This window comes from Pedobacter metabolipauper, from assembly GCF_004362715.1.
Lineage (GTDB): Bacteria > Bacteroidota > Bacteroidia > Sphingobacteriales > Sphingobacteriaceae > Pedobacter > Pedobacter metabolipauper.
Genome location: NZ_SNYC01000009.1, coordinates 142808 through 167440 on the forward strand (window position 1 = coordinate 142808; position 24633 = coordinate 167440).

23 protein-coding genes are annotated in these 24633 nt (G+C 39.0%); 11 read left to right on the forward strand and 12 right to left on the reverse strand.

Annotation, left to right across the window (positions count from 1 at the left end; all coding sequences use genetic code 11):
• Both ATK78_RS21885 and ATK78_RS21890 read right to left on the reverse strand, forming a co-directional pair.
• Positions 1 to 1275 (reverse strand): M16 family metallopeptidase, encoded by a 1275-nt coding sequence (locus ATK78_RS21885; protein WP_133578279.1) that lies wholly within the window; start codon positions 1273 to 1275, stop codon positions 1 to 3.
• Positions 1268 to 2512, reverse strand: a complete 1245-nt coding sequence (locus ATK78_RS21890) for a M16 family metallopeptidase (protein ID WP_133578280.1) — start codon at positions 2510 to 2512, stop codon at positions 1268 to 1270. The genes ATK78_RS21885 and ATK78_RS21890 overlap by 8 nt, the downstream gene beginning before the upstream one ends.
• A gap of 96 nt (positions 2513 to 2608) precedes the next feature.
• Between ATK78_RS21890 and ATK78_RS21895 the strand changes: the two genes are divergently transcribed.
• Complete coding sequence (locus ATK78_RS21895; protein WP_133578281.1) at positions 2609 to 3733, forward strand: CofH family radical SAM protein; 1125 nt, start codon at positions 2609 to 2611, stop codon at positions 3731 to 3733.
• A gap of 79 nt (positions 3734 to 3812) precedes the next feature.
• Here ATK78_RS21895 and ATK78_RS21900 read toward each other — a convergent pair whose 3' ends face one another.
• Positions 3813 to 4652, reverse strand: coding sequence for a ferritin-like domain-containing protein (locus ATK78_RS21900; RefSeq protein WP_133578282.1), 840 nt, complete (start codon positions 4650 to 4652; stop codon positions 3813 to 3815).
• A 10-nt stretch (positions 4653 to 4662) separates the two neighbouring features.
• Positions 4663 to 5373, reverse strand: coding sequence for a ferritin-like domain-containing protein (locus ATK78_RS21905; RefSeq protein WP_133578283.1), 711 nt, complete (start codon positions 5371 to 5373; stop codon positions 4663 to 4665).
• A gap of 180 nt (positions 5374 to 5553) precedes the next feature.
• Here ATK78_RS21905 and ATK78_RS21910 point away from each other — a divergent pair, with 180 nt between their 5' ends.
• Together ATK78_RS21910 and ATK78_RS21915 are read left to right on the forward strand one after the other, a co-directional pair.
• Positions 5554 to 6336, forward strand: coding sequence for a LytR/AlgR family response regulator transcription factor (locus ATK78_RS21910; RefSeq protein ID WP_133578284.1), 783 nt, complete (start codon positions 5554 to 5556; stop codon positions 6334 to 6336).
• A 28-nt stretch (positions 6337 to 6364) separates the two neighbouring features.
• Entirely contained in the window at positions 6365 to 9274 is a 2910-nt protein-coding gene (locus ATK78_RS21915) for a ligand-binding sensor domain-containing protein (RefSeq protein ID WP_133578285.1), read from the forward strand.
• A gap of 255 nt (positions 9275 to 9529) precedes the next feature.
• On the opposite strand, the gene ATK78_RS21920 is transcribed toward ATK78_RS21915, so the two are convergent.
• Positions 9530 to 10432, reverse strand: coding sequence for a metallophosphoesterase (locus ATK78_RS21920; RefSeq protein WP_133578286.1), 903 nt, complete (start codon positions 10430 to 10432; stop codon positions 9530 to 9532).
• Positions 10433 to 11330: 898 nt separating this feature from the next.
• Here ATK78_RS21920 and ATK78_RS21925 point away from each other — a divergent pair.
• A complete protein-coding gene (locus ATK78_RS21925) occupies positions 11331 to 11522 on the forward strand; it encodes a hypothetical protein (protein ID WP_133578287.1) in 192 nt (63 codons plus the stop codon).
• A 65-nt stretch (positions 11523 to 11587) separates the two neighbouring features.
• Positions 11588 to 12709, forward strand: a complete 1122-nt coding sequence (locus ATK78_RS21930; protein WP_133578288.1) for a GNAT family N-acetyltransferase — start codon at positions 11588 to 11590, stop codon at positions 12707 to 12709.
• A gap of 5 nt (positions 12710 to 12714) precedes the next feature.
• On the opposite strand, the gene ATK78_RS21935 is transcribed toward ATK78_RS21930, so the two are convergent.
• The 7 genes from ATK78_RS21935 to mce all read right to left on the reverse strand — a co-directional run bounded on the left by ATK78_RS21935 (position 12715) and on the right by mce (position 18145).
• A complete protein-coding gene (locus ATK78_RS21935; protein WP_133578289.1) occupies positions 12715 to 13044 on the reverse strand; it encodes a helix-turn-helix domain-containing protein in 330 nt (109 codons plus the stop codon).
• 27 nt (positions 13045 to 13071) lie between these two features.
• Positions 13072 to 14439: a UDP-N-acetylmuramate--L-alanine ligase gene (locus ATK78_RS21940; protein WP_133578290.1), complete on the reverse strand. Its 1368-nt coding sequence runs from the start codon at positions 14437 to 14439 to the stop codon at positions 13072 to 13074.
• A gap of 8 nt (positions 14440 to 14447) precedes the next feature.
• Complete coding sequence (prmA, locus tag ATK78_RS21945; RefSeq protein WP_133578291.1) at positions 14448 to 15290, reverse strand: 50S ribosomal protein L11 methyltransferase; 843 nt, start codon at positions 15288 to 15290, stop codon at positions 14448 to 14450.
• The gene (gene tpiA, locus ATK78_RS21950; protein WP_133578292.1) at positions 15290 to 16051 is read right to left on the reverse strand and encodes a triose-phosphate isomerase; all 762 of its coding nucleotides are present in this window, start codon (positions 16049 to 16051) and stop codon (positions 15290 to 15292) included. The genes prmA and tpiA overlap by 1 nt, the downstream gene beginning before the upstream one ends.
• 39 nt (positions 16052 to 16090) lie before the next feature.
• On the reverse strand, positions 16091 to 17269 hold the full coding sequence (locus ATK78_RS21955; protein WP_133578293.1) for a putative sugar nucleotidyl transferase: 1179 nt from the start codon (positions 17267 to 17269) through the stop codon (positions 16091 to 16093).
• A 72-nt stretch (positions 17270 to 17341) separates the two neighbouring features.
• Complete coding sequence (locus ATK78_RS21960; RefSeq protein WP_048906621.1) at positions 17342 to 17590, reverse strand: type B 50S ribosomal protein L31; 249 nt, start codon at positions 17588 to 17590, stop codon at positions 17342 to 17344.
• Between the two features lie 153 nt (positions 17591 to 17743).
• A complete protein-coding gene (gene mce, locus ATK78_RS21965; protein WP_133578294.1) occupies positions 17744 to 18145 on the reverse strand; it encodes a methylmalonyl-CoA epimerase in 402 nt (133 codons plus the stop codon).
• Positions 18146 to 18268: 123 nt separating this feature from the next.
• Here mce and ATK78_RS21970 point away from each other — a divergent pair, with 123 nt between their 5' ends.
• The 6 genes from ATK78_RS21970 (at position 18269) to ATK78_RS21995 (ending at position 24612) form a co-directional block, all read left to right on the forward strand.
• Positions 18269 to 19480 (forward strand): IscS subfamily cysteine desulfurase, encoded by a 1212-nt coding sequence (locus ATK78_RS21970; RefSeq protein WP_133578295.1) that lies wholly within the window; start codon positions 18269 to 18271, stop codon positions 19478 to 19480.
• Between the two features lie 60 nt (positions 19481 to 19540).
• Entirely contained in the window at positions 19541 to 19954 is a 414-nt protein-coding gene (gene iscU / locus ATK78_RS21975; RefSeq protein ID WP_133578296.1) for a Fe-S cluster assembly scaffold IscU, read from the forward strand.
• Between the two features lie 84 nt (positions 19955 to 20038).
• On the forward strand, positions 20039 to 20365 hold the full coding sequence (locus ATK78_RS21980; RefSeq protein ID WP_133578297.1) for a HesB/IscA family protein: 327 nt from the start codon (positions 20039 to 20041) through the stop codon (positions 20363 to 20365).
• A 110-nt stretch (positions 20366 to 20475) separates the two neighbouring features.
• On the forward strand, positions 20476 to 22389 hold the full coding sequence (locus ATK78_RS21985; RefSeq protein WP_133578298.1) for an AMP-dependent synthetase/ligase: 1914 nt from the start codon (positions 20476 to 20478) through the stop codon (positions 22387 to 22389).
• A gap of 130 nt (positions 22390 to 22519) precedes the next feature.
• Positions 22520 to 24241, forward strand: coding sequence for a lysine--tRNA ligase (gene lysS / locus ATK78_RS21990; protein ID WP_133578299.1), 1722 nt, complete (start codon positions 22520 to 22522; stop codon positions 24239 to 24241).
• A gap of 158 nt (positions 24242 to 24399) precedes the next feature.
• Positions 24400 to 24612 (forward strand): hypothetical protein, encoded by a 213-nt coding sequence (locus ATK78_RS21995; RefSeq protein WP_133578300.1) that lies wholly within the window; start codon positions 24400 to 24402, stop codon positions 24610 to 24612.
• Positions 24613 to 24633: the final 21 nt, after the last annotated feature.

The window sequence follows — 24633 nt, forward strand, 5'->3', positions numbered from 1 at the left end:
CTATTTTTTGCCCACTACTACTTTTGCAAAGTTATCTGTGTTCAAATATTTGTTAGCCAGATCTTTCAACGCTTCCGGGCTAACCGTTTTTACGATATGGATATAGTTCTCATAATAGGTGTAATCCAGTCCGGAGAAGTAAACATTCTTAAATTTATCCGCGTGTGAAAACGCATTTTCTAAACTGCCCAGCATAGAGCCCAGCATATAACTGCGTACAAGATCCAGTTCTTGTTCAGGAACAAGGTCTGTCTTAAGCAAGCTGATCTCTTTATCAATTTCAGCAAGCGCACTATTACAAACATCGGAACCTACCTCAGTTGAAATGAAAAAATAGCCTGCGTTCTTTAGCGAAACCACTCCGGATCCAATACCATAGGTATATCCTTTTTCTTCACGGATATTGGCCATCAGCCTGGATCCAAAATAGCCACCCAGGATGCAGTTAAGTACCTGGAAGCCCGCAAAATCAGGATGGGTCCTATTGATGCTTAATCCACCGATACGGATAGCCGATTGAATCGATTCTGGCTTATCAATAAACAGATCTCCGGTTTTTGCCGTATTGAACTCAAACGTATTTATGGAGGATGGTTCATTGTTAACCCACGCCTTACCAATAATCGCATTTAAGACCTCATATTCTTTTTCTTCGAATTTGCCGGCAACGATGATGGTACAATTTTCAGGCTTAAATGCGGCTTTAAAATGAGCAACAAGATCATTTCTTTGCAGTGCATCGTAATCAGCAAGCTCGATGTTCGATCCGTAGGTGGTATCTCCAAACAGGGCATTCGCAAAATTCTTCCTTGCTAAAAAGTCATTCTTTTGAAGACTTACTTCTAAGGATTGTTTTTGGTTCTGTGTAAAAATTGCCAGTTCCTGTTCCGGAAAGATACTCTCATTCAATATGGCATATAAAATAGGCAGTACAGATGAGAGGTGTTTATTGAGCGTATATAATTTAACGCTGGACTGGTCGGCACCATATTCTGTTTGAAGAAAGGCACCATAATAATCTACGGTATCAGCAATTTCTCTTGCCGTTAGGTGTGTCGTACCATTATTGATCAGGTGGCTCACTACAATGGCGCTCAAAGGTTTTGAGGCATCCCAGTTTACATTTTGAAATATAAATTCTATCCGCACAAGTTCCTGGCTACCGGCGTTGATCGTAAAAACGGGTATGCCATTATCCAGCTGTTGTTTTAATGGACTGATAAAATTAATCTCATCAACCTGTTTAGATTCTGGTGCTAGTGTACGGTTAAGCATCTTGGGAAGTTAAATAATATAAAGTGGAACATTGTTCTTTCACAAAAGTAGATTTTGCAGCATGGAGGATGCGCTGTGGAGTAACGGCCAAATATTTATCAATTTCGGTATTCAGTTCAGCAGCATCACCCAATAATTCATAATAGGCAAGGTTCATGGCCTTGTCCAGCAAACTCATTTCGGCAAATACCATGATCGATTCAGATTTGTTCTTCACCTTGGTAATCTCTTCATCAGTGACTTCCTGCTCAGTCAGCTTAAACAGCTCCTTCCAGATTGCTGCTTCTGCAGCTTCTACAGAAATGCCGTGAACCAGCTTTCCCTCAACAATGAACAACCCATCGTCAATACTACTGGTGATGTAAGCATGAATATCACTAAACAGCTGCTGCTCCTTGAGCAAACTGTTATACAGTCTTGACGATTGGCCCTGAGACAATATATCACCCAGAAGATCATAGCACTGATATTCAGCATCATTTCTGGCAGGCATTTTAAATGCCATATAGATGGAGTTTAAGGGTACATCAGCAGTAACTGTTTCCATTCTGGCAGCAGTTTGCTGAGGCTCCTGAGGTAGATTTCTGTGGTATTTATCACCTGCAGGGATTGGTTCAAACCATTTTTCGGCAAGTGCTTTAACATCTGCCACCTTAACGTTGCCGCCAACAACCAGGATTGCATTCTGAGGATTGTAATGTTTTTTAAAAAATGCCTTCACATCTTCCATTTTTGCATCTTCAATCTGTTTCAGATCCTGGCCAATTGTTGCCCATTGATATGGGTGCGCTTTGTAGGCCAGGGGTCTGAGCTTTAACCAAACGTCGCCATAAGGCTGGTTCAGGTAGCGTTGTTTAAATTCTTCACAAACCACGTTACGCTGGGTTTCTAAACTTTTTTCAGAAAATGCAAGGCTCAGCATCCGGTCGCTCTCCAGCCAAAAAGCAGTTTCAATATTTACCGCAGGAAGGGTAATGTAATAATTGGTAATGTCATTGCTTGTAAAAGCATTGTTCTCTCCCCCAACCCGCTGTAAAGGTTCATCGTAGCTGGGAATATTTACAGAGCCACCAAACATCAGGTGTTCAAATAAATGTGCAAATCCGGTTTTATCCGGTTCTTCATCACGTGCACCAACATCGTATAAAATATTTAACACTGCCATGGGCGTGGTATCATCTTCATGAACCAATACACGCAACCCATTCGATAATGTAAAACGATTAAAATCTACCATAATTAAAATAATTGTGCCAAATATAGGAAATAAGGCATGCGCAATTGTGATAATAATGTGAAATAAAAACAAAAGAACTTATGGTATATTTGCAGTATGGAAACAGCGGGATTACTACAGAGAGCCTTGAATTTCGACTTTTTAACAAAAGAAGAAGGTGTTTTTTTGTATCACAATGCGGCAACAGCTGAGCTTGCTTTTGTTGCAAATGAACTCAGAAAGAAACAGGTTCCGAGTGGTAAAGTTACCTGGCAGATAGACCGCAATGTAAATACAACCAATGTATGTATTGCAAACTGCAAGTTCTGTAACTTCTTCAGAAGACCGGGGCATGATGAAAGTTACATTACCGATATCGAAACCTATAAAGTAAAAATTGAAGAAACCTTTAGATTAGGTGGAGATCAGCTGCTGCTTCAAGGCGGACACCACCCGGATTTGGGATTGCAATTTTATGCCGAGCTGTTCAAACAGCTAAAAGATCTATATCCTGATCTTAAACTTCATGCGTTAGGTCCGCCGGAAATTGCACACGTTGCAAAACTCGAAGGTATTTCCCATACCGAAGTGCTCTCTGCACTTAAAGCCGCCGGAATGGATTCATTACCGGGAGCAGGAGCAGAAATACTCAACGACCGCGTAAGAAGATTGATCTCAAAGGGAAAATGCGGCGGACAAGAATGGCTGGATGTGATGCGTGCTGCGCATCAGCTGGACATTACAACCTCAGCAACCATGATGTTTGGCCATGTGGAAACCATAGATGAGCGTTTTGAACACCTGGTGTGGATCCGGGAAGTACAAAGTGAAAAACCGGCACATGCCAAAGGATTTCTTGCATTTATACCCTGGCCTTTTCAGGATGACGGCACGCTATTAAAACGATTGAGGGGAATCAGCAACAATGTTTCCGGCGACGAATATATCCGGATGCTTGCCCTTAGCCGGATCATGCTTCCAAACATAAAGAATATCCAGGCTTCCTGGCTAACTGTTGGAAAGAATGTGGCTGAGCTTTGCTTACATGCCGGCGCAAATGATTTCGGATCGATCATGATCGAAGAGAATGTAGTTTCTGCAGCAGGGGCACCACATCGTTTTACAGCAAAAGGAATTCAGGATGCGATTAGAGAAGCTGGTTTTGAACCCCAGTTACGCGGACAGCAATACAATTTCCGCGATCTTCCGGAGCATCTGGAAGAACAAGTGATCACTTATTAAAACCAGCCGTTTATAACTGCATAAAAAAAGGGAGAGACTATTTAAAGTCTGCTCCCTCTATCTTAAACTTAAACAAAATTTATCTTATAAACAGACTTGCAATTCCTTCTACTGCAGCTCTTGTTAAAGGCTCATCGAAAGATTCAGTAGCGGCACTAACCGGAACGTTTTGTCCATTGATGTTGGTAATGGTAATGTTTGCCTGATTTACGTTATCTTCTCCAAGATAAACGGCTGCTACCTGAGCTACACCGCTATCGTTTGCACCAGTGATCCATGGTTTAATGTTTACACCACCACCAGCAGTTGCTTTACGCATTTGACGGATGTGCGAAGCATGACGTGCTTCAACAGAGTGGATGTTTAAAGCAACTTCCAGATATGGACTACCCATTAAACCGCCAGCCTGACCTTTGTAGGCTCTTACACCTGTATCTTCAAATGCCTGGGCAACAGCTAAGAAAGTTACATAATTGTCATACACACTGTTAAAGTTACCTTTACCAGTATAATCAAATTGAGCATATTCAAAGGATACCGGAGTACCACCTGCAGCTCTGATTGCACCAGCTAACAGATCAACGTGTGCTTTTTCATGGTCACGGATGGTAGTGATTGCACCATGAGCCGGTGTTCCAGGAGTAAGCAAACCTGGTGCTGCCAATAGAGCGTGGTTGTAAAAATGGTATTCTAAATACTCTAAGGTCAAAGCAAAGTTCAAAATGCTGATCACAGCTGGAGTTACAGTTTGACCATATGCTTTTTTAAACATGGAACCTATAGCCAATGGAACTGAAGCCATAGCCACTTTAGATCCGAAGTTATAAAACTCCTTCATGGCTTTTCTACGCGGGTTTAAACGCTCATAGATCTCACCATCAACTTTTTCAATTTCTTCTAATATATTTACGATATTCATGATTTCTGGATTATAGATTAATAGCCTTAACTTCTGTTTTGATAAAACCACCTGCAATTGCAAGTACGGCCGCTGGAGTTCTAGAGGTATCTAAACCTGTAGATGCAGCAACAACCTCTGTATTTGCAAATGTTCCATTTTCTAACAAATCACGGATCAATGCCGCGTGACGTGCTTCAACAGAAACAATTTTACCAGCCAATAATAAATAATCAACTGATTTGATCATTTTACCAGCACCATTATATGCAGATACACCCAAATCTTCAAATGCTTTGGCAGTTCCCAATACACTTGCTCTGGATGAAAAATCTATTTTGCTGAAATTAACCTCTAAACTGCCGATAGCCGCTGTAGACAATGCATTTTTAAAGAATTCACGGTGTGCCACTTCATGGTCACGGATGTCGGTAAGTAAGGCCAGTTCATTTGCCGGCATCGATGCATATGGGGTTTTAACCACCTGCACATAAAATGCTGCTTCCAATTGTTCTAACGCATACGCATAGTTCAAGATTCCAAAGTCATCTTTAAAATCAAGCGTTACGCCTGTACTTGTCATTAAATCACCACGGTCTTTTTTACATCCTGCAGCTACTAATGCTACACCGGCAGCACCAGCTCCGGCAAATTGAAGAAAAGAACGGCGTTGCAATGGAGCAGTGAAAACACTCCGCTCTTCCTGCAGCAATTCTTGCTCTTGTTTTTCTAAGTTTTTCATAGTTTTTGATTTTAAGTTTTGAAGCTTGTCAGTAGATTTTAACTAAACTTCAGATATTCAATATTTTTAGGCTTATATTGGCACTTACGTTGTGAATTTGCATCCGGTTTTTTGATATTTACAAGAAAATCAGTATATAGATGATTTATTAAAAAAGATTTACCATTATAAAAGTTATTCATGCTAAATGCCATTATTGTAGACGATGAAGAGTTTGCGCGCTCTTCCTTATACTTTCTATTGCAGGAAAACTGTGATAATATTCACATTTCTGGCATCGCAAAGTCTGTAGCCGAAGCACGAACATTATTGCTTCAAAACGCAGTAGACCTTATATTTCTGGATATTGCCATGCCTGGAGAAAACGGTTTTGAACTCATCGGCCAGGCTCAGCAAAGTGAAGCACACGTCATTTTTACAACGGCTTATGACCAGTATGCACTAAAGGCAATAAAGGCAAATGCACTCGATTATTTGCTAAAACCAATAGATATTGATGAGCTAAAAGAAGCGGTAGAAAAAGCTTCAAAATATATTTCTTTAAGTAAAAATAAGTCCGGCAGAGCTGAAAGTTTACAAAATCTGGTACAAAATCTATCTGAAAAAAATGAGATCAGAAAAATTAGCCTGCACAATGGCCAGGGATATAGCCTGATCAGTATTGACGATATTATCCATATTGAAGCGGACAGCAACTACTCGATCTTTTACCTGGCAAATGGCGAAAAAATAACGGTCTCCAAAGTTTTAAAAGAATATGAAGAGATCTTACCAGAAAATCAATTCATCAGGATCCACAAATCCAGTATTGTTAACCTGGATTACCTGAAGGAATATAATTCCAAAAATGGGTTGGAAGTTATTCTTAAAAATGGAAGTAAAATTGCCGTTTCCAGAAGACGTGCCAGTGATTTTGTAGAGAAAGTTAAATTATACACCAGCTTTGACAGTGACAACAAATAACAAACCCGCTTTCATTTTCAGGTTTTTAATGTTAACTGCATTATTATCTTTTAGTGTACAAGTATATTCACAAACCACCTATTTACAGCATTTCAGCACTAAGAATGGACTTCCAAGCAACAATTGCTTTTATACCACACAAGATTCTAAAGGTTATATCTGGGTTGCTACGGATGCAGGTGTAAGCCGGTTTGACGGCAAACTTTTTGAAAACTTTTCTGTTGATGACGGACTGCCTGACAATCAGATCCTGCAGTTAAAAGAAGATAAGAACGGACGCATTTGGTTTCTTGCATTAAATGGCCAGCTGAGTTACTTTTTTAACGGAAAAATTTATAATGAGACCAATGACCGCCTTTTAAAATCACTAAAGTTAAATGCAGTGATCGTCTCGTTTTTTGAAGATTCTAAAGGAAGGATCTGGCTTGGAACGAACAAGAACCTCCTGGTGATGTGGGATGGAAAATCGATCAAAAAATATGTATCTGCAGATCATGACCGTCAATTTATAAATACATTTATCCATGAGGATAAAACCGGCAGGATTTGGGCATTCAGCAATCGCAGTGTACGTACTTATGATGGAAATACCTTTAGCGTTGCTGCACACAAAAGTCTGCCAATATCCTACAAAACGGCATTGAACCTTCCTGGAAAGAGTATGGTATTTATTGATACCGAAGGTTTAAAGTTAAGAAACGGTGCCGATGAATCTTTACAGCTAAAGATCGCTCCCGAGCTGCTGAACAATGATCCCGGATATTTTTATTTCGATGATCAGGAAAATCTGTGGCTAAGCAATGCGGCGGGAGTTCATCACATCCAGAAGAATGGAGAAACAAAAAACTACTTGACGAATATATCCGCCAGTCAGGTTATTAAAGATGCAAAGAACAACATGTGGTTCACCACATCTAACGGTATATATATGCTGCCCCAGAGGGACGAACGTTTATATCTCGTCAATAAATCTCAGGGATTAAGCGGGGATGTGATTAAAAGCATTACTAAAGACAACCAGAACAGGCTTTGGCTCGGCCTTGATGAGGGAAAAATTAATGCGGTAAGCACATACGACTTCAAGGTAAATGAGTTTTTACTGCCCGATAAAAAAAAGTACAATGCAATTAAACACCTCAGCTTTGACTCTGCAAATCACGCCATTTACTTTGCATCAGATTATGGCCTGGGCAGGATAAAAAATATTTATAGTCAAAAAAATGAAATTGATTATGTAAAAGAAACGAATAACTCCATGTTCGTGATCAAGAGTTTCAGTATCTCAAAGAATAAAAGTCTCTCCATCGCGCTTTCTTCAGGGGTAGTGATCTTACCGGACCGCTTCAATAAATTTGAGTTCAGCTCTTTCTATTTTAAGGAAGGGAGTGATTTTTTCAGCAGCAGGGCATATTGTGTTTTTTACGATAAAGATCAGAATCTTTGGTTTTCAAATATTAAGGGACTGTCTAAGTTTTCTACATCACTTAAAGATTACTACATCAAAAGTGAACTCTTAACCCGGCGGATCAATGATATCCAGCAGTTAAACGATGGCACAATGATACTGGCTACAGATGGATATGGTATCATTTATATTAAAGACCAAAAGGTGATCAAAGTAGTTACCCAAAGGGATGGATTGGCAGACAACATTTGCAAGAAGCTTTTTGTGAAGAACAACAATGTTTGGGTGATCACCAATAAGGGTATCAATAAGGTTATCCTAAAGGAAAGAACGGTTTGTGTAGAAACTTTTGAATATACCAATGATCTGCTTGCCGACGATGTGAATTCGCTGTACATTGACTCAGACTATGCGTATTTCGCAACGAATAACGGCCTGGTATACTTTGCGGTAAACAAGATAAAAAGTATTAAAACGGCACCACAGGTCCTGATCTCAGGCATCATCAATAACAAGATCAAACTTGTACTTAACCAGCAGGAACATGTTCTGGACCCTTCAAATAATAACATTACCTTTTATTACAGCGTAATCGATTTTCAAAATAGAAATGTAAGTTACCGCTACCGCTTAAAATCACAGTCCAACTGGACTGAAACAAAAACCAGAAGGCTCGAATTCTCTTCTCTGGAACCGGGAGATTATACATTTGAGATCAGTGCCAGATTTAATGATGGTAACTGGAGCAGCCCTACCCGGATTAAGTTTATTCTGAAAGAGCATTTTTGGCAAAGCTATTGGTTTCTGATTCTTCTGTTTGTTGTTGCCGGACTGGCCTTTTACAGGATCGCTGTATTTGTAACCAAGCGGCAGAAGAATAAGGAACAGGAACAGTTGCTTTTAAAGAATAAGATCCTGATGCTGGAACAACGGGCTTTACAAGCGATGATGAATCCCCATTTCGTTTTCAATGTGATGAATTCCATTCAGCATTATATCAATACAAAAGATACCACATCTGCCAATAAAGTACTTACAGGCTTTGCAAGGTTAATTAGAAAGAACCTGGAGATCTGTACGAAAAGCTATATTACACTGGAAGAAGAACTGGAGTACCTGGAACTATACCTTAGTTTGGAAAAGAAACGTTTCGGCGGAAAGCTTAACTATGCGATTAATGTAGATAGCAGTATTGACAAAGAAGAAACGCTGATCCCCTCTATGATCCTCCAGCCGTATATAGAAAATGCCATATGGCATGGTATTATGCCCCAGGAAGAAGGCGGAAAGATAGACATCAATATTGACCTGACTGACGAAGATCATTTATTAATTAAGATCATCGATGATGGAATTGGAATAAATAACTCATTGCAGCAAAAAACTGGTCAGCATCAGAGTAAAGGAATGGATTTAACAAAAGAGCGGATTAACCTTTTAAATCAGGTTGAAGCAAATCCGATACAACTGGAGATCAAACAAAACGGTGAATCGGGTACATATGTATCAATTACGATCCCATTAACTGAGTAAAATACCGTTTACTCAGTTTTTTATACCACTTACTAATTAAATATAAATCATCTTCAAATTTGCATTAAACTTGTTATAGATATTAAAACAAACAATAGTTTGTAAACTCGTTCTTATAGAATTGATCAAAGATATTTTACCTAACCTAAAACTATATCTCAATTCAGGTTTCATTTGTGTGTTAAAAAATGGTAAAGTTCATAGCTTTACCATTTTTTTTGCCCAATTCTTGCGGCCATGCCAAATCAAAAAAATTTAAAAAGAATGCGGAAAATATTCATTCTCTACCGTTCCGTCTTCATATAATTTCAACATGGCATATCCTGGAGGCGTTTCCAGGTAATATCCGGGACCGGCGGATTCTTTATCGCCTTTCCCCCACCAATAACCGCTCATAGCACCATTACAGCAATACAACACCTCATTATAAACCGTATGATCAGACAAATGATTGTGCCCGCTCAGGCATACCTTTACTTTATCACGGTGTTTATAGAATAGATCCTTCAGCTTTTTACAGTCGGAATGACCACCCCCTACCAGAACTTGTGTGGTACCCAGGATTGGATAGTGCGACATGATCAACGTCGGTGTATTTGGAGGTAGCTTGTCCAGATCCTGCTGCAGCCATGCATATTGCTCATCATCAAGCGATATCTTACTGTTATTGCCATCCAGGATAATAAAATGCCAGTTCTTTTTAGAGAAACTATAATAACGGTTAGGGATCTTCAGGCGTTTTACTGCATAGTCCTTGCCATACATCTCATCTGTGGTCGACGGTGCCTTCCACCAGGTATCATGGTTACCGATGCAGCTGTACACCTCATATTTCTCCAGCATTTTCACACAATCATCCCAAATACCCCATTGCTCGGTTACCTGTTCACGCAGGACGTTATCGTAAGAAGCGTCATTAATTGAATCTCCGCCATTTAAAAAGAAGTCGGGCTTATGTTTGTTGATGACCTGCTTTAAACAATTTTTAAAACGATCAGGTGCGCTGTCACCAGCGCGAATGTGAACATCCGTAATATGTGCTACGGTTAATGCAACCTTCTTTTTGTCTTCTGCAGCCAGTGCGGAAAGTCCGGCGGTAGCCACCAAGCCTGCGGCCATTCCGGCCGACTTCAATAAAGTTCTTCTTTTTATTTCCATATGATTATCAGCCAAATTATATTTAATACAAGACCACTTCTATTTTAGAGGGCTTTTACTGCGCTAAATTGCCTATATTATATTAAGGAGAAGTTAACACAGAATCAAAAGATTAATTGAACACTCATTCAATATATTATTGATTTAGAATTGAATATTTTTAATGGTGTTTATCCTATGGTTCAATTTGATTTTACGAGCCTAAAGGTCAAAAAGAAGTAACAGGGAAAAAGAAATAGTTTTCAAATTCTTCTAAGGACCTTCCCTTGAATCTTAAAAATCAGAAAACAGCCTTATAAAAATAATCTATAGTTAACAAACGATTGATCTCCAAATAAAATTGATCATGATTACCAACCAAATGATTAGATAACCCTGGAAAAAGCATGAGGGTTAAGGCCGTGTTCCGGGCATACTTAAACTACACTTTATCTATACACAATCTATGCAAACTACTCAGCAGATCAACGACCCTGTGAGCACCCTGTTACGACCCTGTTACTACCCTGTTAGCACCCTGTTTATGTACTACCCTTATCCCGCCCTTATCCTACCCTTTCCGTACTCAATCCGGCCACTTGTTTGATCTTTATTATTCAATTCAGGACCAAAACCTATGAATTATTTTCAGTCAAAAAAAGATCAGGTACCAATTTGAAAGTTTACCTTAAAATTTCTTTAAACGATTCGTATCAATCCACCTTATTTTCAGATGAATACCTGTTTCAAATAAAATTCGTTGCATTAAGCCTTATTTTTTTAAAATTAATCTTCCTAAAAAGTGTTTTTTATATTATTTTTGAAATAACAAAAGCCGATAAATAGCTATTTATATTTAAAGGTTTTTTTGTAAATTTAAACTGACAAATTAAAGCCACAGGGAATTAGATTTTTGACAATGAAAACTCCAAAGAAACCAATTAAGAAAAGTCCGCTAGTTGATGATCCAGAAACCGATATGGAAGATTCAAATGAAGAAACTAGTAGCAACAAATTCGATGATGATGACGATGATGACTTTGATGTTCCATTAGATGATCTCGATACATTTGATAATTTTGGGTCGGATGACGACGATGAAGATTATTAATTGATAAAATATATGTTTATAAGCATCCCTCCGGGATGCTTTTTATTTAAAGCCGTACCCTAAAAATGATCGTATTACCTGTATCTGATAAACAAGCCAATAAAGATTTCCTGGATGTTGCCCGATATATATATAAAGATGACAAGAATTGGATCTGCCCGCTGGACCAGGACATTGAACAAATCTTTGATCCGCTTAAGAACCCATTTTTCAATCATGGAAAGTGCTTTCGCTGGATCTTAAAAGATGATGCTGGAAATTTGACAGGAAGAATAGCTGCATTCATCAATGATAAGAAGGCACATCAATACGAACAGCCTACCGGAGGAATTGGCTTTTTTGAATGTATTAACGATTCCGATGCTGCTTTTAAACTGTTTGATACTGCTAAAAGCTGGTTGGTAGAAAATGGAATGCAGGCGATGGACGGCCCTATTAATTTTGGGGAGAATGATTCTTTCTGGGGACTTCTTGTAGAAGGTTTTACACCACCCTCCTATGGCATGAATTATAATCCGGCATATTATCATGATTTTTTTAAAGCATATGGCTTTGAAAAGGTATACGAACAAATTACCAATCATTTGGCCGTAAGAAAGCCTTTCCCGGAACGTTTTACAAAAATTGCGAATTGGGTTGCGAATAAACCCGGTTATACCTTTGAGCATTTCTCAAAAAAGAATGCAGAAAAATATGTTAGTGATCTCATGGAGATCTACAACGATGCCTGGCTTGATTTTGAAAATTTTGTTCCCATTAAAAAAGAAACACTGGAAGAAAGCTTTAAGAAAATGGAAACCATCATGGATGAAAAGCTGATTTGGTTTGCGTATCTGAATGGAGAACCTGCATCTTTTGTGGTGATCATTCCCGATGCGAATCAAATGATCAAAGGTTTCAATGGTAAACTAGGTTTAATAGAAAAACTTAAATTCGTTTACAAACGCTGGGTTGGGGTAAATAGAATGCGGGCAATAGTAATGGGCACCAAGAAAGCTTATCAAAAGCATGGCCTTGAATCGGCATTGTTCATAAAGCTAAAGGAATATGTGCTGCCTATGAACCAATATGATGAACTTGAATTGTCATGGGTTGGTGATTTTAATGATAAAATGCTTTCCATCCATCAAGCAACAGGTGCCACCTTTGGTAAGCGGCACCTGACTATGCGTAAAATTTTTAACTAAGCGGATTATTTTTCCCGAATTTCTTCATAAAGGTCAATTACTTTCTTCTGAAGTTTAATCACTTCTTCTTCCCTTTGAGAAAGTTTCTCTTTTAAATTAGAGATTTCTTCAAAATTCAGAGACTGAGGATTTTCACCTTCTTTTGATATGATATCCATGGTAGAAACCTCAAAAAGATTCGCAATTTGGGCAAGTCTGGATATATTTATATCAGTGATACCGGTTTCTATTTTTGAAAATGCAGGAATGGAAATATTTAGACGTTTCGCTACTTCTCCCTGACTCCATCCGTTTTTTTGGCGCAGCTGTCTAATGTTTTTACCGATAATATTCATAATTAAAATTTAGGTGTGTTATTTTATTTATTCTTCTAGTGATATTGTATTCAACTCACGTGCCAATTTAATAAGATCCAACCCCCCAAAGTTTCCCGAACTCATTAATAATAAATTGGTACGATAGAAATTTACGTTTAACAGGTAACTTTCTAATAACGCAAAATTATCAAAAATCTTTATTTTATCATTATTAAATGCTGTTTGAACATCAATGTTACTAAAAGTTGGCATTTTCTTGCTTTCAAATGTCTTTTTATCGAGGTATACAATTGCCAAATCTGCTTGTGTCATAGTATTGGCATATTCTCCAAGGAAATCTTTATTCAAACTGCTAAATGTATGTAACTCTATACACGCTACTAATTTTCTTTCTGGGAACTGCGCTTTTACTGCCTCAATTGTTGCCTTTAGCTTGGAGGGTGAGTGCGCAAAATCCTTATAAACATTGGTCTCATTTTTACGCTCTAAAAGCTCCAGCCTTTTTGCTGCCCCACTGAAAGAAGAAATGGCTTTATTAAAATCACCAGCTGTAATCCCCAATTCCTTACAAACTAATTTTGCAGCATTCAGGTTCATCAGGTTATGATCTCCAAAAACCTGCAATGGCGTTTCATCCGGCAACAAGTAAGTAATTCCCTTTTTAACCATATGATCAGGAATCTGATACGGAACCTTAATTAATTTTGCAGCTGAGCGCGTTACTATATCATTTAAGTCATGATCTGCTTCGCAATAGATCAATGTACCGTCAGACTGAATGGTGTCTATAAACAGCTCAAATTGCCGGGTATAATCTGCGTAAGTAGGAAACACATTGATATGATCCCAGGCAATACCACTGATGACCGCAACATTTGCCTTATACAAATGGAATTTTGGTCTCCGGTCTATCGGTGAAGCCAGGTATTCGTCACCTTCAATAATGATCATTGGCGCAGAATCCGTTACCTTTACCATGGTATCAAATCCTGTAAGCTGTGCGCCCACCAGGTAATCAAAGTCCTTGTGATAATAATTCAGCACATGCAGGATCATGGAAGTGATGGTTGTCTTACCATGACTTCCACCAATCACGACCCTTAATTTGTCTTTTGTCTGCTCGTAAATGTATTCCGGATAGGAATAGATCTTTACATTTAATTGCTGCGCCTTTAGTAACTCCGGATTATCGGTGAGCGCATGCATCCCTAAAATTACAGCATCCAGACCTTCTGTGATCCGATTTTCATTCCATCCCATTTCAGCAGGTAAAATGCCATGCTTTGCCAGCCGGCTTTTAGACGGTTCAAATATGGCATCATCAGAGCCGGTAACCTGATAGCCTTTTTTATGTAAAGCTATAGCAAGGTTGTGCATGGCACTACCGCCTATAGCAATGAAATGTATCCGCATATCGTATCTTAAATTACTTTATTAAAACGGGCCGCAACCCAATCCCCTATCTTTTTATGATCTGAGTAATTAATTCCAAATGGCTTGCAGGCTTCAGTGATCATTTCAAGATCCGGCGATTCATAGAAACCGCTAAAAAGAATGGTTCCGCCAGGCTTTAATACACTGGCATAAACAGGGATCTGATCCAATAAGATATTACGGTTAATATTGGCGAGGATCAGGTCAAAATCAGTTGCCGGAATTACCTCTTTGCCGCCGCAGGCAGCTTCTATAATACCGATTTCATTTAAAGCTGAATTTTCTAATGTACTCTGGTAGCAAACCTCATCATGATCAATAGCAACCAATTTCCTGGCGCCCCTTTTCGCTGCTAAAATGGCTAAGATCCCTGTACCGCAGCCCATATCCAATACAACCTGATCCTGTATATCTTCTGACAGGATATACTGCATCATCATGGTGGTCGTTTGATGGTGACCGGTACCGAATGCCATTTTTGGATCAATGACGATCTCATAGGTATACTGAGGCTGTGGCTGGTGGAAGGTAGCCCTCACATAGCATTCCTCACTGATGATCAAAGGTTCAAAGTTTTTCTCCCATTCTTCGTTCCAATTCTCAGCAGCAATTTCTGTTACGGTAAAAGTATATTCGATCTCTCCATCAAACCGGGTCATTAAATTACCCAGTTTGACCTCATGATAACTGTCAAAATCTACAAAAGCAGCAAAACCATTTTCAGTATCTTCAAAGGTTGAATATCCAATATCTGCGAGTTCAGCAATGAGCAGGTCCTGCTGATATTCCTCGATCCTGTTGAAAATAAAAGTAACCTGGATATACTGCATTAAGCGTTAAAGGTTTTAACGATGTCTGCAAAATCCCTTGATTTTAATGATGCGCCACCAATAAGGCCGCCATCGATATCTTTTTGGGCAAATAGTTCTGCTGCATTTTTTGGATTACAGCTTCCTCCATATAGAATACTTGTATTTTCTGCAGTTTCATCATTATACTGTGCAGCGATTTCCTTACGGATGAATGCATGGACTTCCTGAGCCTGTTCTGAAGAAGCCGTTAAGCCTGTGCCTATTGCCCAAACTGGTTCATAAGCGATAACAATTTTAGAAAAATCTTCTGCGCTTAATCCAAAAACACCATTCAGCAATTGTGATTTTAAGACTTCAAAATAGCTTCCGTTATTTCTTTCATCAAGTGTCTCCCCGATACAGAAAATAGGAGTTAATCCATTTTGCAAAGCGATGATTGTTTTTTGAGCAAGCAATTCGTCACTTTCTGCAAAATATTCACGTCTTTCTGAGTGTCCGACGATCACATATTCACAGCCAACAGATTTAATCATCTTTGCTGAAATTTCGCCTGTAAAAGCACCGCTTTCTTTTTGGTGACAATTTTGGGCACCAATGCTTACCACATTACCACCTAATTTTGTCAAACTGTTTAAGTGAAGGTATGGAGCGCAGATGATTGCGATCTGATCGCCTTTTTTCTCGTCTCTAACCATGTTAACAATTTCAGAAAATAGAGATATACCTTCTGCATAATCTAAATTCATTTTCCAATTTCCGGCAACTATTTTTTTTCTCATAATATATATTTGTGGCTTTAGTTTTACATGGACAGCTGGTTATTTAAACTGTCTGTATTTCTTAGTATCTTCAAAAACCTGGATTAAAATATCTTTTTCAATTTGATTAAATGCTATATTTCTGCGTTCATAAACCTTTTCTGTGGTTTCAAACATCTTTTGCAGTTTGTAAACTTCAAAACCCTGTGCACCCCCCCAGGCAAAGTCAGGTATAAAATTTCTTGGGAAACCGCCACCAAATACATTGGCACTTACGCCGGCAACTGTCCCGGTATTAAACATGGTATTTATGCCGCATTTTGCATGATCGGCCATGATCAGGCCGCAAAACTGAAGACCCGTTTTGCGGAAAATTTCCGTCTCATAGTCCCATAGCTTTACCTCAGCATAATTATTCTTCAGGTTTGAGTTGTTGCTATCGGCACCAATGTTACACCACTGTCCCATTACAGAATTGCCCAGATAGCCCTCATGCCCTTTAGAAGAATATCCCCAGATCACCGCGTTGTTGATTTCTCCACCAACCCTGCTGAATGGACCGATTGTGGTTTGTCCGTAGATCTTTGCGCCCATTTTAACCTGAGAATCATTACAGAGCGCAAAAGACCCGCGAATGTTACACCCTTCCCATACCTCTGAATTTTTGCCAAGATAGATCGGTCCGTTTAAGGAATTAAAGGTAGAACATTCTGCTGCAGCACCGGGCTCGGCAAATACCTGATCTCCAAGAAATGTATTGGTTGAACTTAACTGTCCTGAAGTACGTCCTTTTGTAAGCAATTCAAAATCCTTAACCAATTCAATATGATTAAATTTAAAAATATCTTCAGGCTCCCGGATGCGGATAAAATCGGATGTAAACTGTATTGAATCAAGCTGAAAAGTCATTTCAGGAGAATGGATACTGCCTGAATTTACTTTATAAGCGATAAGCAGATCATCTTTTTTTAAAGATTCTCCGGAATTTAAATTTGAAATGGCTTCCAATAGCCTTTCATCGGGGCATATAGAGCCATTAATATAAAGCTCTGCGTTTTTATCTGCAGGATATTTTGTGCTTAGATAAGCTGTTGTTAAAAAACCAGCCTGGGCAGAAAGGTACTTTTCCCACTTCTGGGCTATCGTTAATATCCCTATACGGAGATCTGCAACCGGTCTGGTAAAAGACAACGGACGTAATGAAAGCCAGGCACTATCATCAAATAAATTGATTATCATAAGCAGCAAAAATAGAAAAAGTCCCGAAGCATCAGCAACGGGACTTTAAAATAATTTTTTATTTTGGTATAATTACTTCTTAGCGTAACGCGTTTTGAATTTATCAATACGTCCGGCAGTATCAACCAATTTCATTTTACCAGTATAGAAAGGGTGAGAGGTGTGTGAGATCTCTAATTTATATAGAGGATATTCATTACCGTCTTCCCATTGAACAGTTTCTTTAGTATCTACACAAGATTTTGTTAAAAAAGAGTACTCATTTGACATATCTTTAAATACTACAAATCTATAGTTTGATGGATGCAGATCTTTTTTCATATTATTATATACTTATTTGTCGCTTATTTTTAAGGTTGCAAATATCAGAATTTTATTTTTTAGAAACAAGGAGTAACCAAACATTTTTTAACCTTGTGGAAAACTCCGTTGTAAAGATACCTTAATATAGTGCTGTAGCATCATAAAACGCATTTATTTTATCTCCTGACAAAGTTCAACCAGTACACCGTTTGTCCCCTTTGGGTGTACAAAGCAAACCAGTTTATGATCTGCACCCAATTTTGGCTCATCATTTAACAGCACAAAACCCTCATCTCTCAGCCGTTTCATTTCTACACGAATATCTGCTACATCAAACGCAATATGATGGATACCCTCACCTTTCCGGTCTAAAAATTTAGCGATTGGACTATTTTCATCCGTTGCCGATAAAAGCTCAATTTTATTTTCGCCAGTTCTAAAGAATGCCGTATTTACGCTTTCTGAAGCTACAAATTCCTTCTTATAACATTCCACACCCAGCAACCTTTCATAAAGATTACAGGATTCATCCAGGTTCTTAACTGCAATACCAATGTGCTCTATTTTCTTCATGTGATCTTAAACCGTTACAGGAATGTAAAAATGCGAGTTTTATCTATACCTTCATAGCTATTAATTATAATCATTGGGATAGTTTTTTCGTATCTTTGTGTATTAATAAGAAATAATATAACAATGGAACTTCCTATTTACTTAGATAATAATGCAACTACTCCTCTAGATCCTAGAGTATTAGAAGCTATGCTACCATATTTTACCAATAAATTCGGTAATGCAGCCAGCCGTAACCACGCTTTTGGATGGGTGGCTGAAGAAGCTGTGGATTATTCACGTGAGCAAGTGGCCAAATTAATTGGCTGTACTGAAAAAGAGATCATCTTTACTTCAGGTGCTACAGAAGCTGACAACCTGGGTATTAAAGGTGTATTTGAAATGTATCAGGATAAAGGTAATCATATCATTACAGTGACTACTGAGCATAAAGCGGTTTTAGATACCTGTAAACACCTTGAAAAACTCGGTGCAAAGGTTACTTATCTTAAAGTAAAGGAAGACGGCCTGGTTGATCTTCAGGAATTAGAAGCTGCAATGACAGAACAAACCATCCTGGTAACCATCATGTATGGTAACAATGAGATTGGTGTAGTTCAGCCTGTAAAAGAAATATCTGCAATAGCACATAAATTTGGTGCCTTGTTCATGACAGACGCTACACAAGCAGTGGGTAAGATCCCTGTTGATGTAAATGCAGATGGAATTGACCTGATGGCATTTTCTGCACATAAAATGTACGGCCCGAAAGGTGTTGGTGCATTGTACGTGAGACGCAAGAACCCAAGAGTTAAAGTAACCGCACAGATGGATGGTGGTGGACATGAGCGCGGTATGCGTTCTGGTACCTTAAACGTTCCTGGTATTGTGGGTCTAGGTAAAGCATGTGAACTGTGCCGTTTAGAGATGGACGAAGAAGCAAAACGCTTATCCGGACTTAGAGATAAATTAGAAAGCTCACTTTCTCAAATGGAAGAAAGTTATGTGAACGGTAATGTGGAACACCGCTTACCGCACGTTGCCAATATCTCCTTTAAATATGTAGAAGGTGAAGGCTTAATGATGGCGATGAAAGACCTTGCAGTATCATCTGGTTCTGCATGTACATCGGCTTCGCTTGAACCTTCTTATGTGTTAAAGAGCCTTGGATTGTCTGATGACCTTGCACACTCTTCCATCCGTTTTGGATTGGGCCGTTTTACAACGGAAGAAGAGATTGATTATGCAATTGAGAATACAAAGAAAGCAGTTAACCACCTGAGAGACCTTTCTCCACTATGGGAAATGTTTAAAGAAGGTATTGATCTAAGTAAAATTGAATGGGCAGAGCACTAAGCTTTGTCAATTTATAAATATATTTAACATCTCTTTCTAAGAGATCAGGAGGAAAATAAAATGGCATATTCAGAAAAAGTAATGGAACACTATACCAACCCAAGAAACGTTGGTACATTAAATAAAGACAGTAAATCAGTTGGAACGGGTTTAGTTGGTGCACCTGAGTGCGGTGACGTGATGCGTTTACAAATTGAAGTTGATGAAAACAATGTAATTGTAGACGCTAAATTTAAAACGTTTGGCTGTGGTTCTGCGATTGCATCTTCTTCTTTGGCTACGGAATGGTTAAAAGGTAAAACAGTAGATGAAGCAATGACGATCGACAATATGGATATTGTTGAGGAGCTGGCTTTACCTCCTGTTAAGATCCACTGTTCTGTATTGGCAGAAGACGCTATTAAATCAGCAATCAATGATTACCGCGTTAAAAACGGTTTAGAGCCAATTGAACTGGCAAAATCGCATCACTAAAATCAGCTTACCGGAATACGGTTTGAATTGAATTTGGTTTGGTATGCATTTTGAGTACCTTATAAGCATTAATACGATTACAACATGATCACAATAACAGATAAAGCAAAAAGCAAAATTGACCACCTGATGCAGGATTCGCAAATGGGCAGCGACTATTTTTTGCGCGTTTCAGTTAAAGGCGGCGGATGTTCTGGTCTTTCTTATAACCTGGACTTCGATAACGAAGAAAAAGTAGGAGATCAATTTTTTGAAGACAGAGGAATTAAAATAGCTTTAGATATGAAGTCATTTTTATACCTGGCAGGCACTGAATTAGATTTTTCTGATGGTTTAAATGGGAAAGGTTTTAATTTCCATAACCCAAATGCAAGCCGTTCCTGCGGTTGCGGCGAGAGTTTTTCTGTTTAATAGAAATAGTATACTATATTTGTAAAGGGCACTTTTGTGCCCTTTTTTAGTTATATATAAGGCATAGAAAAAAGTTTATCATTGTTATAACAAGCTAACCAAAATTTAATATGGTATTATTTAACGAGTTTTCTACCATTCCAAGCTTGCTTCGGAATGTGGTCAAGACTATTCATAAACCTGAAGAAACCTTTTTAATACATAAAAAAGATTCCGACTGGGAAGAGATCTCTTTCGGAGAAACCCTGGAACATGCGGATGCAGTTTCTGCGTTTTTTTTAAACCGTGGGATTGTAAAGGGCGACAGAATGGGTCTTATGATCGAAAACTCTCCGGAATATGTGTATTACGATCAGGGAATTCAACAGATTGGTGCAATCAATGTATCCATCTACCCTACCCTGTCTGAGCATGAAGTAGAATATATCATAAACGATTCCGGGATTCGCGCGATATTGATTGGAAATACTTTTCTGTTTAAAAAAGTACTGAAGATTGCTGCCAACTGCAGAAATCTTCAGATGATCATTCCGGCTTTTGCTGGTTATGAAAAGGTCAGTATTCCTGAAGGACTTCAAATTGACATCATCAGTTTCGATGAGATCCTGGATACCAAAAAAGAACTTACTGAACAGCGCATCGCGGAAATCATACGGATCCGTGAATCATTACGTCCTTCAGATACCTCATCCCTTATCTATACTTCCGGAACTACCGGCACCCCAAAAGGTGTGATGCTCTCTCACAGTAATTTTGTTGAAAATGTAAAAGTATGCCTGCAACAGATCCCGGTTATTGATGAGACTGAAACATTTCTATCTTTTTTACCCTTATCTCATGTTTTTGAGCGGACCGCTACCTACCACGTATGTTGTGCACAAGGATGTAAGATCGCGTATGCACAAAGTTTAGAACTTCTGGCTAAGAATATGGCTGAAATTAAACCAACGGTAATGAGCTGTGTACCGCGTTTATTGGAAAGGATCCACGACAAAGCGATAAAAAGCGGTACAGCAGATGGCGGCATGAAAGCCAAAATATTTTTGTGGGCCCTGGAGACCGGTCAGGATTACAGAAGAAAAAAAGAAGCCGGTAACAGTCCGGGGTTATTGTTATCTGTTAAAAAAGCGTTGGCCGAAAAACTTGTCTTTAGCAAGATCAAGGAAAAGACCGGTGGCCGGTTAAAGTTCATGATCTCAGGTGGTGCCGCCCTTCCCAAAAATGTTGGTGAGTTTTTCGGTAACCTGGGTATCAAGATTTTGGAAGGTTTTGGTTTAACAGAAACCTCACCGGTTATGTCGGTAACTGAATACCACAGGCAGGTGTATGGTACGGTTGGACGGGTTATACCAGGCATTGAGATTGGTATACAGGATATTGAGACAAAAGAAATGATCAACATCCAAACCCATGAATCGTTTGATGAGGATTTTGAATGTGCAGAAGGTGAGATCATTGTCCGCGGACATTGTGTGATGCAGGGTTATTTTAACAAACCTGCTGAGACTGCTGAGGCCATTGATAAAGACAACTGGTTCCATACCGGTGATATTGGCCGCTTTTACAAGGGAAACCTTCAAATTACAGATCGTCTGAAGAATATGATCGTAAATGCCTATGGCAAAAATGTGTATCCTACACCTGTAGAGAATATTTACTTAAAAAGCCTTAAAATAGAGTCCTTGTTCTTAATTGGTGATAAGAGAGAATACCTGACTGCTATTGTGATTCCGAACAGGGAGAGTATGCAGGAGGCGTTCAACTTACCGGAATCCTTTTTCCTGAATCCTGAACTGTTCATCTCCGAAAAGGAGATCATTGACTGGATTGGAAAAGACATTAAAAAGTATTCTGCTGAACTGGCCAAGTTTGAGCGCATCAAGAACTTCAAAATAAAACGCAATCCGTTTAGTATGGAAGAGGGCGAAATTACGCCAACCTTAAAGGCTAAGAGAAAGGTTATTGAACGTAAATATGCAGAATCCATCAATGAAATGTATATGGAATCTGTTGAAGCAGATTAGCGCATTTGAACCTGCTTCTAATTAATGGTTATTATTCCAATTTAATACGGACAAAAATGCGGTAAATACCTATTTTTGCGGAACAAAAAAATAAACAGCATTATACGGCTATGCCGGATATTATAGATATATGAGTACAGGACTATCAGAACAAGAAGTATTACGTCGCAATTCACTAAACCAACTGCGTGAATTGGGTATAAACCCATACCCTGCTGAAGAATTTGAGATCAATGCCAATGCGGCAGATATTTCGGCCAATTACGAGCGGGATAAAACAGCTTACAAGAACATCAGCATTGCCGGAAGGATCATGACCCGCCGGATTATGGGCAGCGCCTCTTTTATGGAACTGCAGGATTCTACAGGCAGAATACAAGTTTACCTGAAGCGGGATGACATTTGTCCGGATGAGGACAAGACACTTTACAATACGGTATTTAAAAAATTGCTTGATCTTGGTGATTTCATCGGGATCAAGGGATATGTGTTCACCACACAAACCGGTGAGATCTCCATACACGTTACAGAGTTCAAGCTGCTTTCTAAATCCTTAAAACCTTTACCTGTTGTAAAACGCGATGAAGAAGGAAATATATACGATGGTTTTACTGATCCTGAATTGCGTTACAGACAGCGTTACGTTGATTTAACCGTTAACCCTGATTTTAAGCAGATCTTCATGAACCGATCAAAAGTGATCAACACGATGAGAAGTTATTTTGATGATCAGGGCTGGATGGAAGTTGAAACCCCGATCCTGCAGCCGATTCATGGCGGCGCTGCTGCACGTCCTTTTGCTACGCATCACAATACCTTAGACATGCCGTTATACCTTCGTATAGCCAATGAGCTGTATTTGAAGAGGCTGATCGTTGCTGGCTTTGACGGCGTTTACGAATTCGGCAAGATGTTCAGAAACGAAGGCATGGACCGTACGCACAACCCGGAATATACTTCCATGGAAATCTATGTAGCCTATAAGGATTACATCTGGATGATGGGTATGGTTGAAGAGTGCCTGGAAAAAATTGCGGTGGCCATTCATGGATCTGCTATTGTACCCGTTGGCAACCATCAAATTAATTTTGAAGGTCCTTACGAGAAATTAACCATGTATGAATCTATTGAGAAGTATACGGGTATTGATGTTTCCAACTTATCTGAGGATGAGCTGAAAGAGACCTGTAAAAGCCTGAATATTGAGATCGATGCAACCATGGGCCGTGGAAAACTTGTGGATGAAATATTTAGTGAGAAGGTAGAAGCAAACCTGATCCAGCCTACATACATTACGGATTATCCGATAGAGATGACCCCGCTGGCCAAGAAACACCGGAGCAAAGAAGGGCTGGTAGAACGTTTCGAGTTATTTATAAATGGTAAAGAGATCGGCAATGCTTACTCTGAGCTGAATGACCCTATTGATCAGAGAGAACGCTTTGAAGACCAGCTGCACCTTGCTGCAAGAGGCGATGCTGAAGCCATGGCGATGGATGATGATTTTATCCGGGCATTGGAATATGGAATGCCGCCAACTTCTGGATTAGGTTTTGGTATTGACCGGTTGGTGATGCTAATGACCAATCAATCTACCATACAGGAAGTTCTTTTCTTCCCTCAGATGAGACCGGAGAAAAAAGCAAAGGTAACTACGGATGAAGATTTTGTAAATGCAGGTGTTGCTGCAGAGTGGGTACAGGTAATCCGTAAGATGGGAATCAATACCATTGAAGAGCTAAAAGCAGCCAATCCAAATAAGGTATTTAATGATCTGGGCGGAATGCGTAAGAAACTTAAACTGGAATTAACAATGCCTTCAAAAGAGGATGTAGAAACCTGGTTTTCTTAACAGATAAATAACAATAACTTAAAGGCCTGCTGCATAAAATGTTAGCGGGCCTTTTTATATTTATACCTACAAAACGTTGTGTTTTTTCGGCTTTTGAATTTAATCTGAAAACCCGGATAAGTGCCCGTTACCATTTAACAATATTAAAATTGAATCACATGAATAGCTCATTAGAAATAACTGAAAACGAATACTGTATTAAATTAAGCAAGGAATCATTTGATCTTACTCTAATCAGACAACTGATTACCAGGATCCAGTCAGAACAATTGTTCTTCAGCAAAAAGAAAGCTTACCTGGAAGATGACATCATCAGCAGGTCTTCAGCTTACGAACCGAATGAAAACTTTGACCGTTTAAGCGAGAAATAAAAAAAGCCACATTTTCATGTG

Bases quoted from the DNA above. Each gene is read 5' to 3' on its own strand.
- ATK78_RS21940 (WP_133578290.1), bottom strand. From the start codon at position 14,439: ATGCGGATACATTTCATTGCTATAGGCGGTAGTGCCATGCACAACCTT.
- ATK78_RS21895 (WP_133578281.1), top strand. From the start codon at position 2,609: ATGGAAACAGCGGGATTACTACAGAGAGCCTTGAATTTCGACTTTTTA.
- ATK78_RS21885 (WP_133578279.1), bottom strand. From the start codon at position 1,275: ATGCTTAACCGTACACTAGCACCAGAATCTAAACAGGTTGATGAGATT.
- ATK78_RS21905 (WP_133578283.1), bottom strand. From the start codon at position 5,373: ATGAAAAACTTAGAAAAACAAGAGCAAGAATTGCTGCAGGAAGAGCGG.
- ATK78_RS21995 (WP_133578300.1), top strand. From the start codon at position 24,400: ATGAATAGCTCATTAGAAATAACTGAAAACGAATACTGTATTAAATTA.
- ATK78_RS21930 (WP_133578288.1), top strand. From the start codon at position 11,588: ATGATCGTATTACCTGTATCTGATAAACAAGCCAATAAAGATTTCCTG.
- ATK78_RS21900 (WP_133578282.1), bottom strand. From the start codon at position 4,652: ATGAATATCGTAAATATATTAGAAGAAATTGAAAAAGTTGATGGTGAG.
- ATK78_RS21920 (WP_133578286.1), bottom strand. From the start codon at position 10,432: ATGGAAATAAAAAGAAGAACTTTATTGAAGTCGGCCGGAATGGCCGCA.
- mce (WP_133578294.1), bottom strand. From the start codon at position 18,145: ATGAAGAAAATAGAGCACATTGGTATTGCAGTTAAGAACCTGGATGAA.
- ATK78_RS21915 (WP_133578285.1), top strand. From the start codon at position 6,365: ATGTTAACTGCATTATTATCTTTTAGTGTACAAGTATATTCACAAACC.
- ATK78_RS21980 (WP_133578297.1), top strand. From the start codon at position 20,039: ATGATCACAATAACAGATAAAGCAAAAAGCAAAATTGACCACCTGATG.
- ATK78_RS21935 (WP_133578289.1), bottom strand. From the start codon at position 13,044: ATGAATATTATCGGTAAAAACATTAGACAGCTGCGCCAAAAAAACGGA.
- ATK78_RS21925 (WP_133578287.1), top strand. From the start codon at position 11,331: ATGAAAACTCCAAAGAAACCAATTAAGAAAAGTCCGCTAGTTGATGAT.
- lysS (WP_133578299.1), top strand. From the start codon at position 22,520: ATGAGTACAGGACTATCAGAACAAGAAGTATTACGTCGCAATTCACTA.
- prmA (WP_133578291.1), bottom strand. From the start codon at position 15,290: ATGCAGTATATCCAGGTTACTTTTATTTTCAACAGGATCGAGGAATAT.
- ATK78_RS21985 (WP_133578298.1), top strand. From the start codon at position 20,476: ATGGTATTATTTAACGAGTTTTCTACCATTCCAAGCTTGCTTCGGAAT.
- ATK78_RS21960 (WP_048906621.1), bottom strand. From the start codon at position 17,590: ATGAAAAAAGATCTGCATCCATCAAACTATAGATTTGTAGTATTTAAA.
- iscU (WP_133578296.1), top strand. From the start codon at position 19,541: ATGGCATATTCAGAAAAAGTAATGGAACACTATACCAACCCAAGAAAC.
- ATK78_RS21970 (WP_133578295.1), top strand. From the start codon at position 18,269: ATGGAACTTCCTATTTACTTAGATAATAATGCAACTACTCCTCTAGAT.
- ATK78_RS21955 (WP_133578293.1), bottom strand. From the start codon at position 17,269: ATGATAATCAATTTATTTGATGATAGTGCCTGGCTTTCATTACGTCCG.
- ATK78_RS21910 (WP_133578284.1), top strand. From the start codon at position 5,554: ATGCTAAATGCCATTATTGTAGACGATGAAGAGTTTGCGCGCTCTTCC.
- ATK78_RS21890 (WP_133578280.1), bottom strand. From the start codon at position 2,512: ATGGTAGATTTTAATCGTTTTACATTATCGAATGGGTTGCGTGTATTG.
- tpiA (WP_133578292.1), bottom strand. From the start codon at position 16,051: ATGAGAAAAAAAATAGTTGCCGGAAATTGGAAAATGAATTTAGATTAT.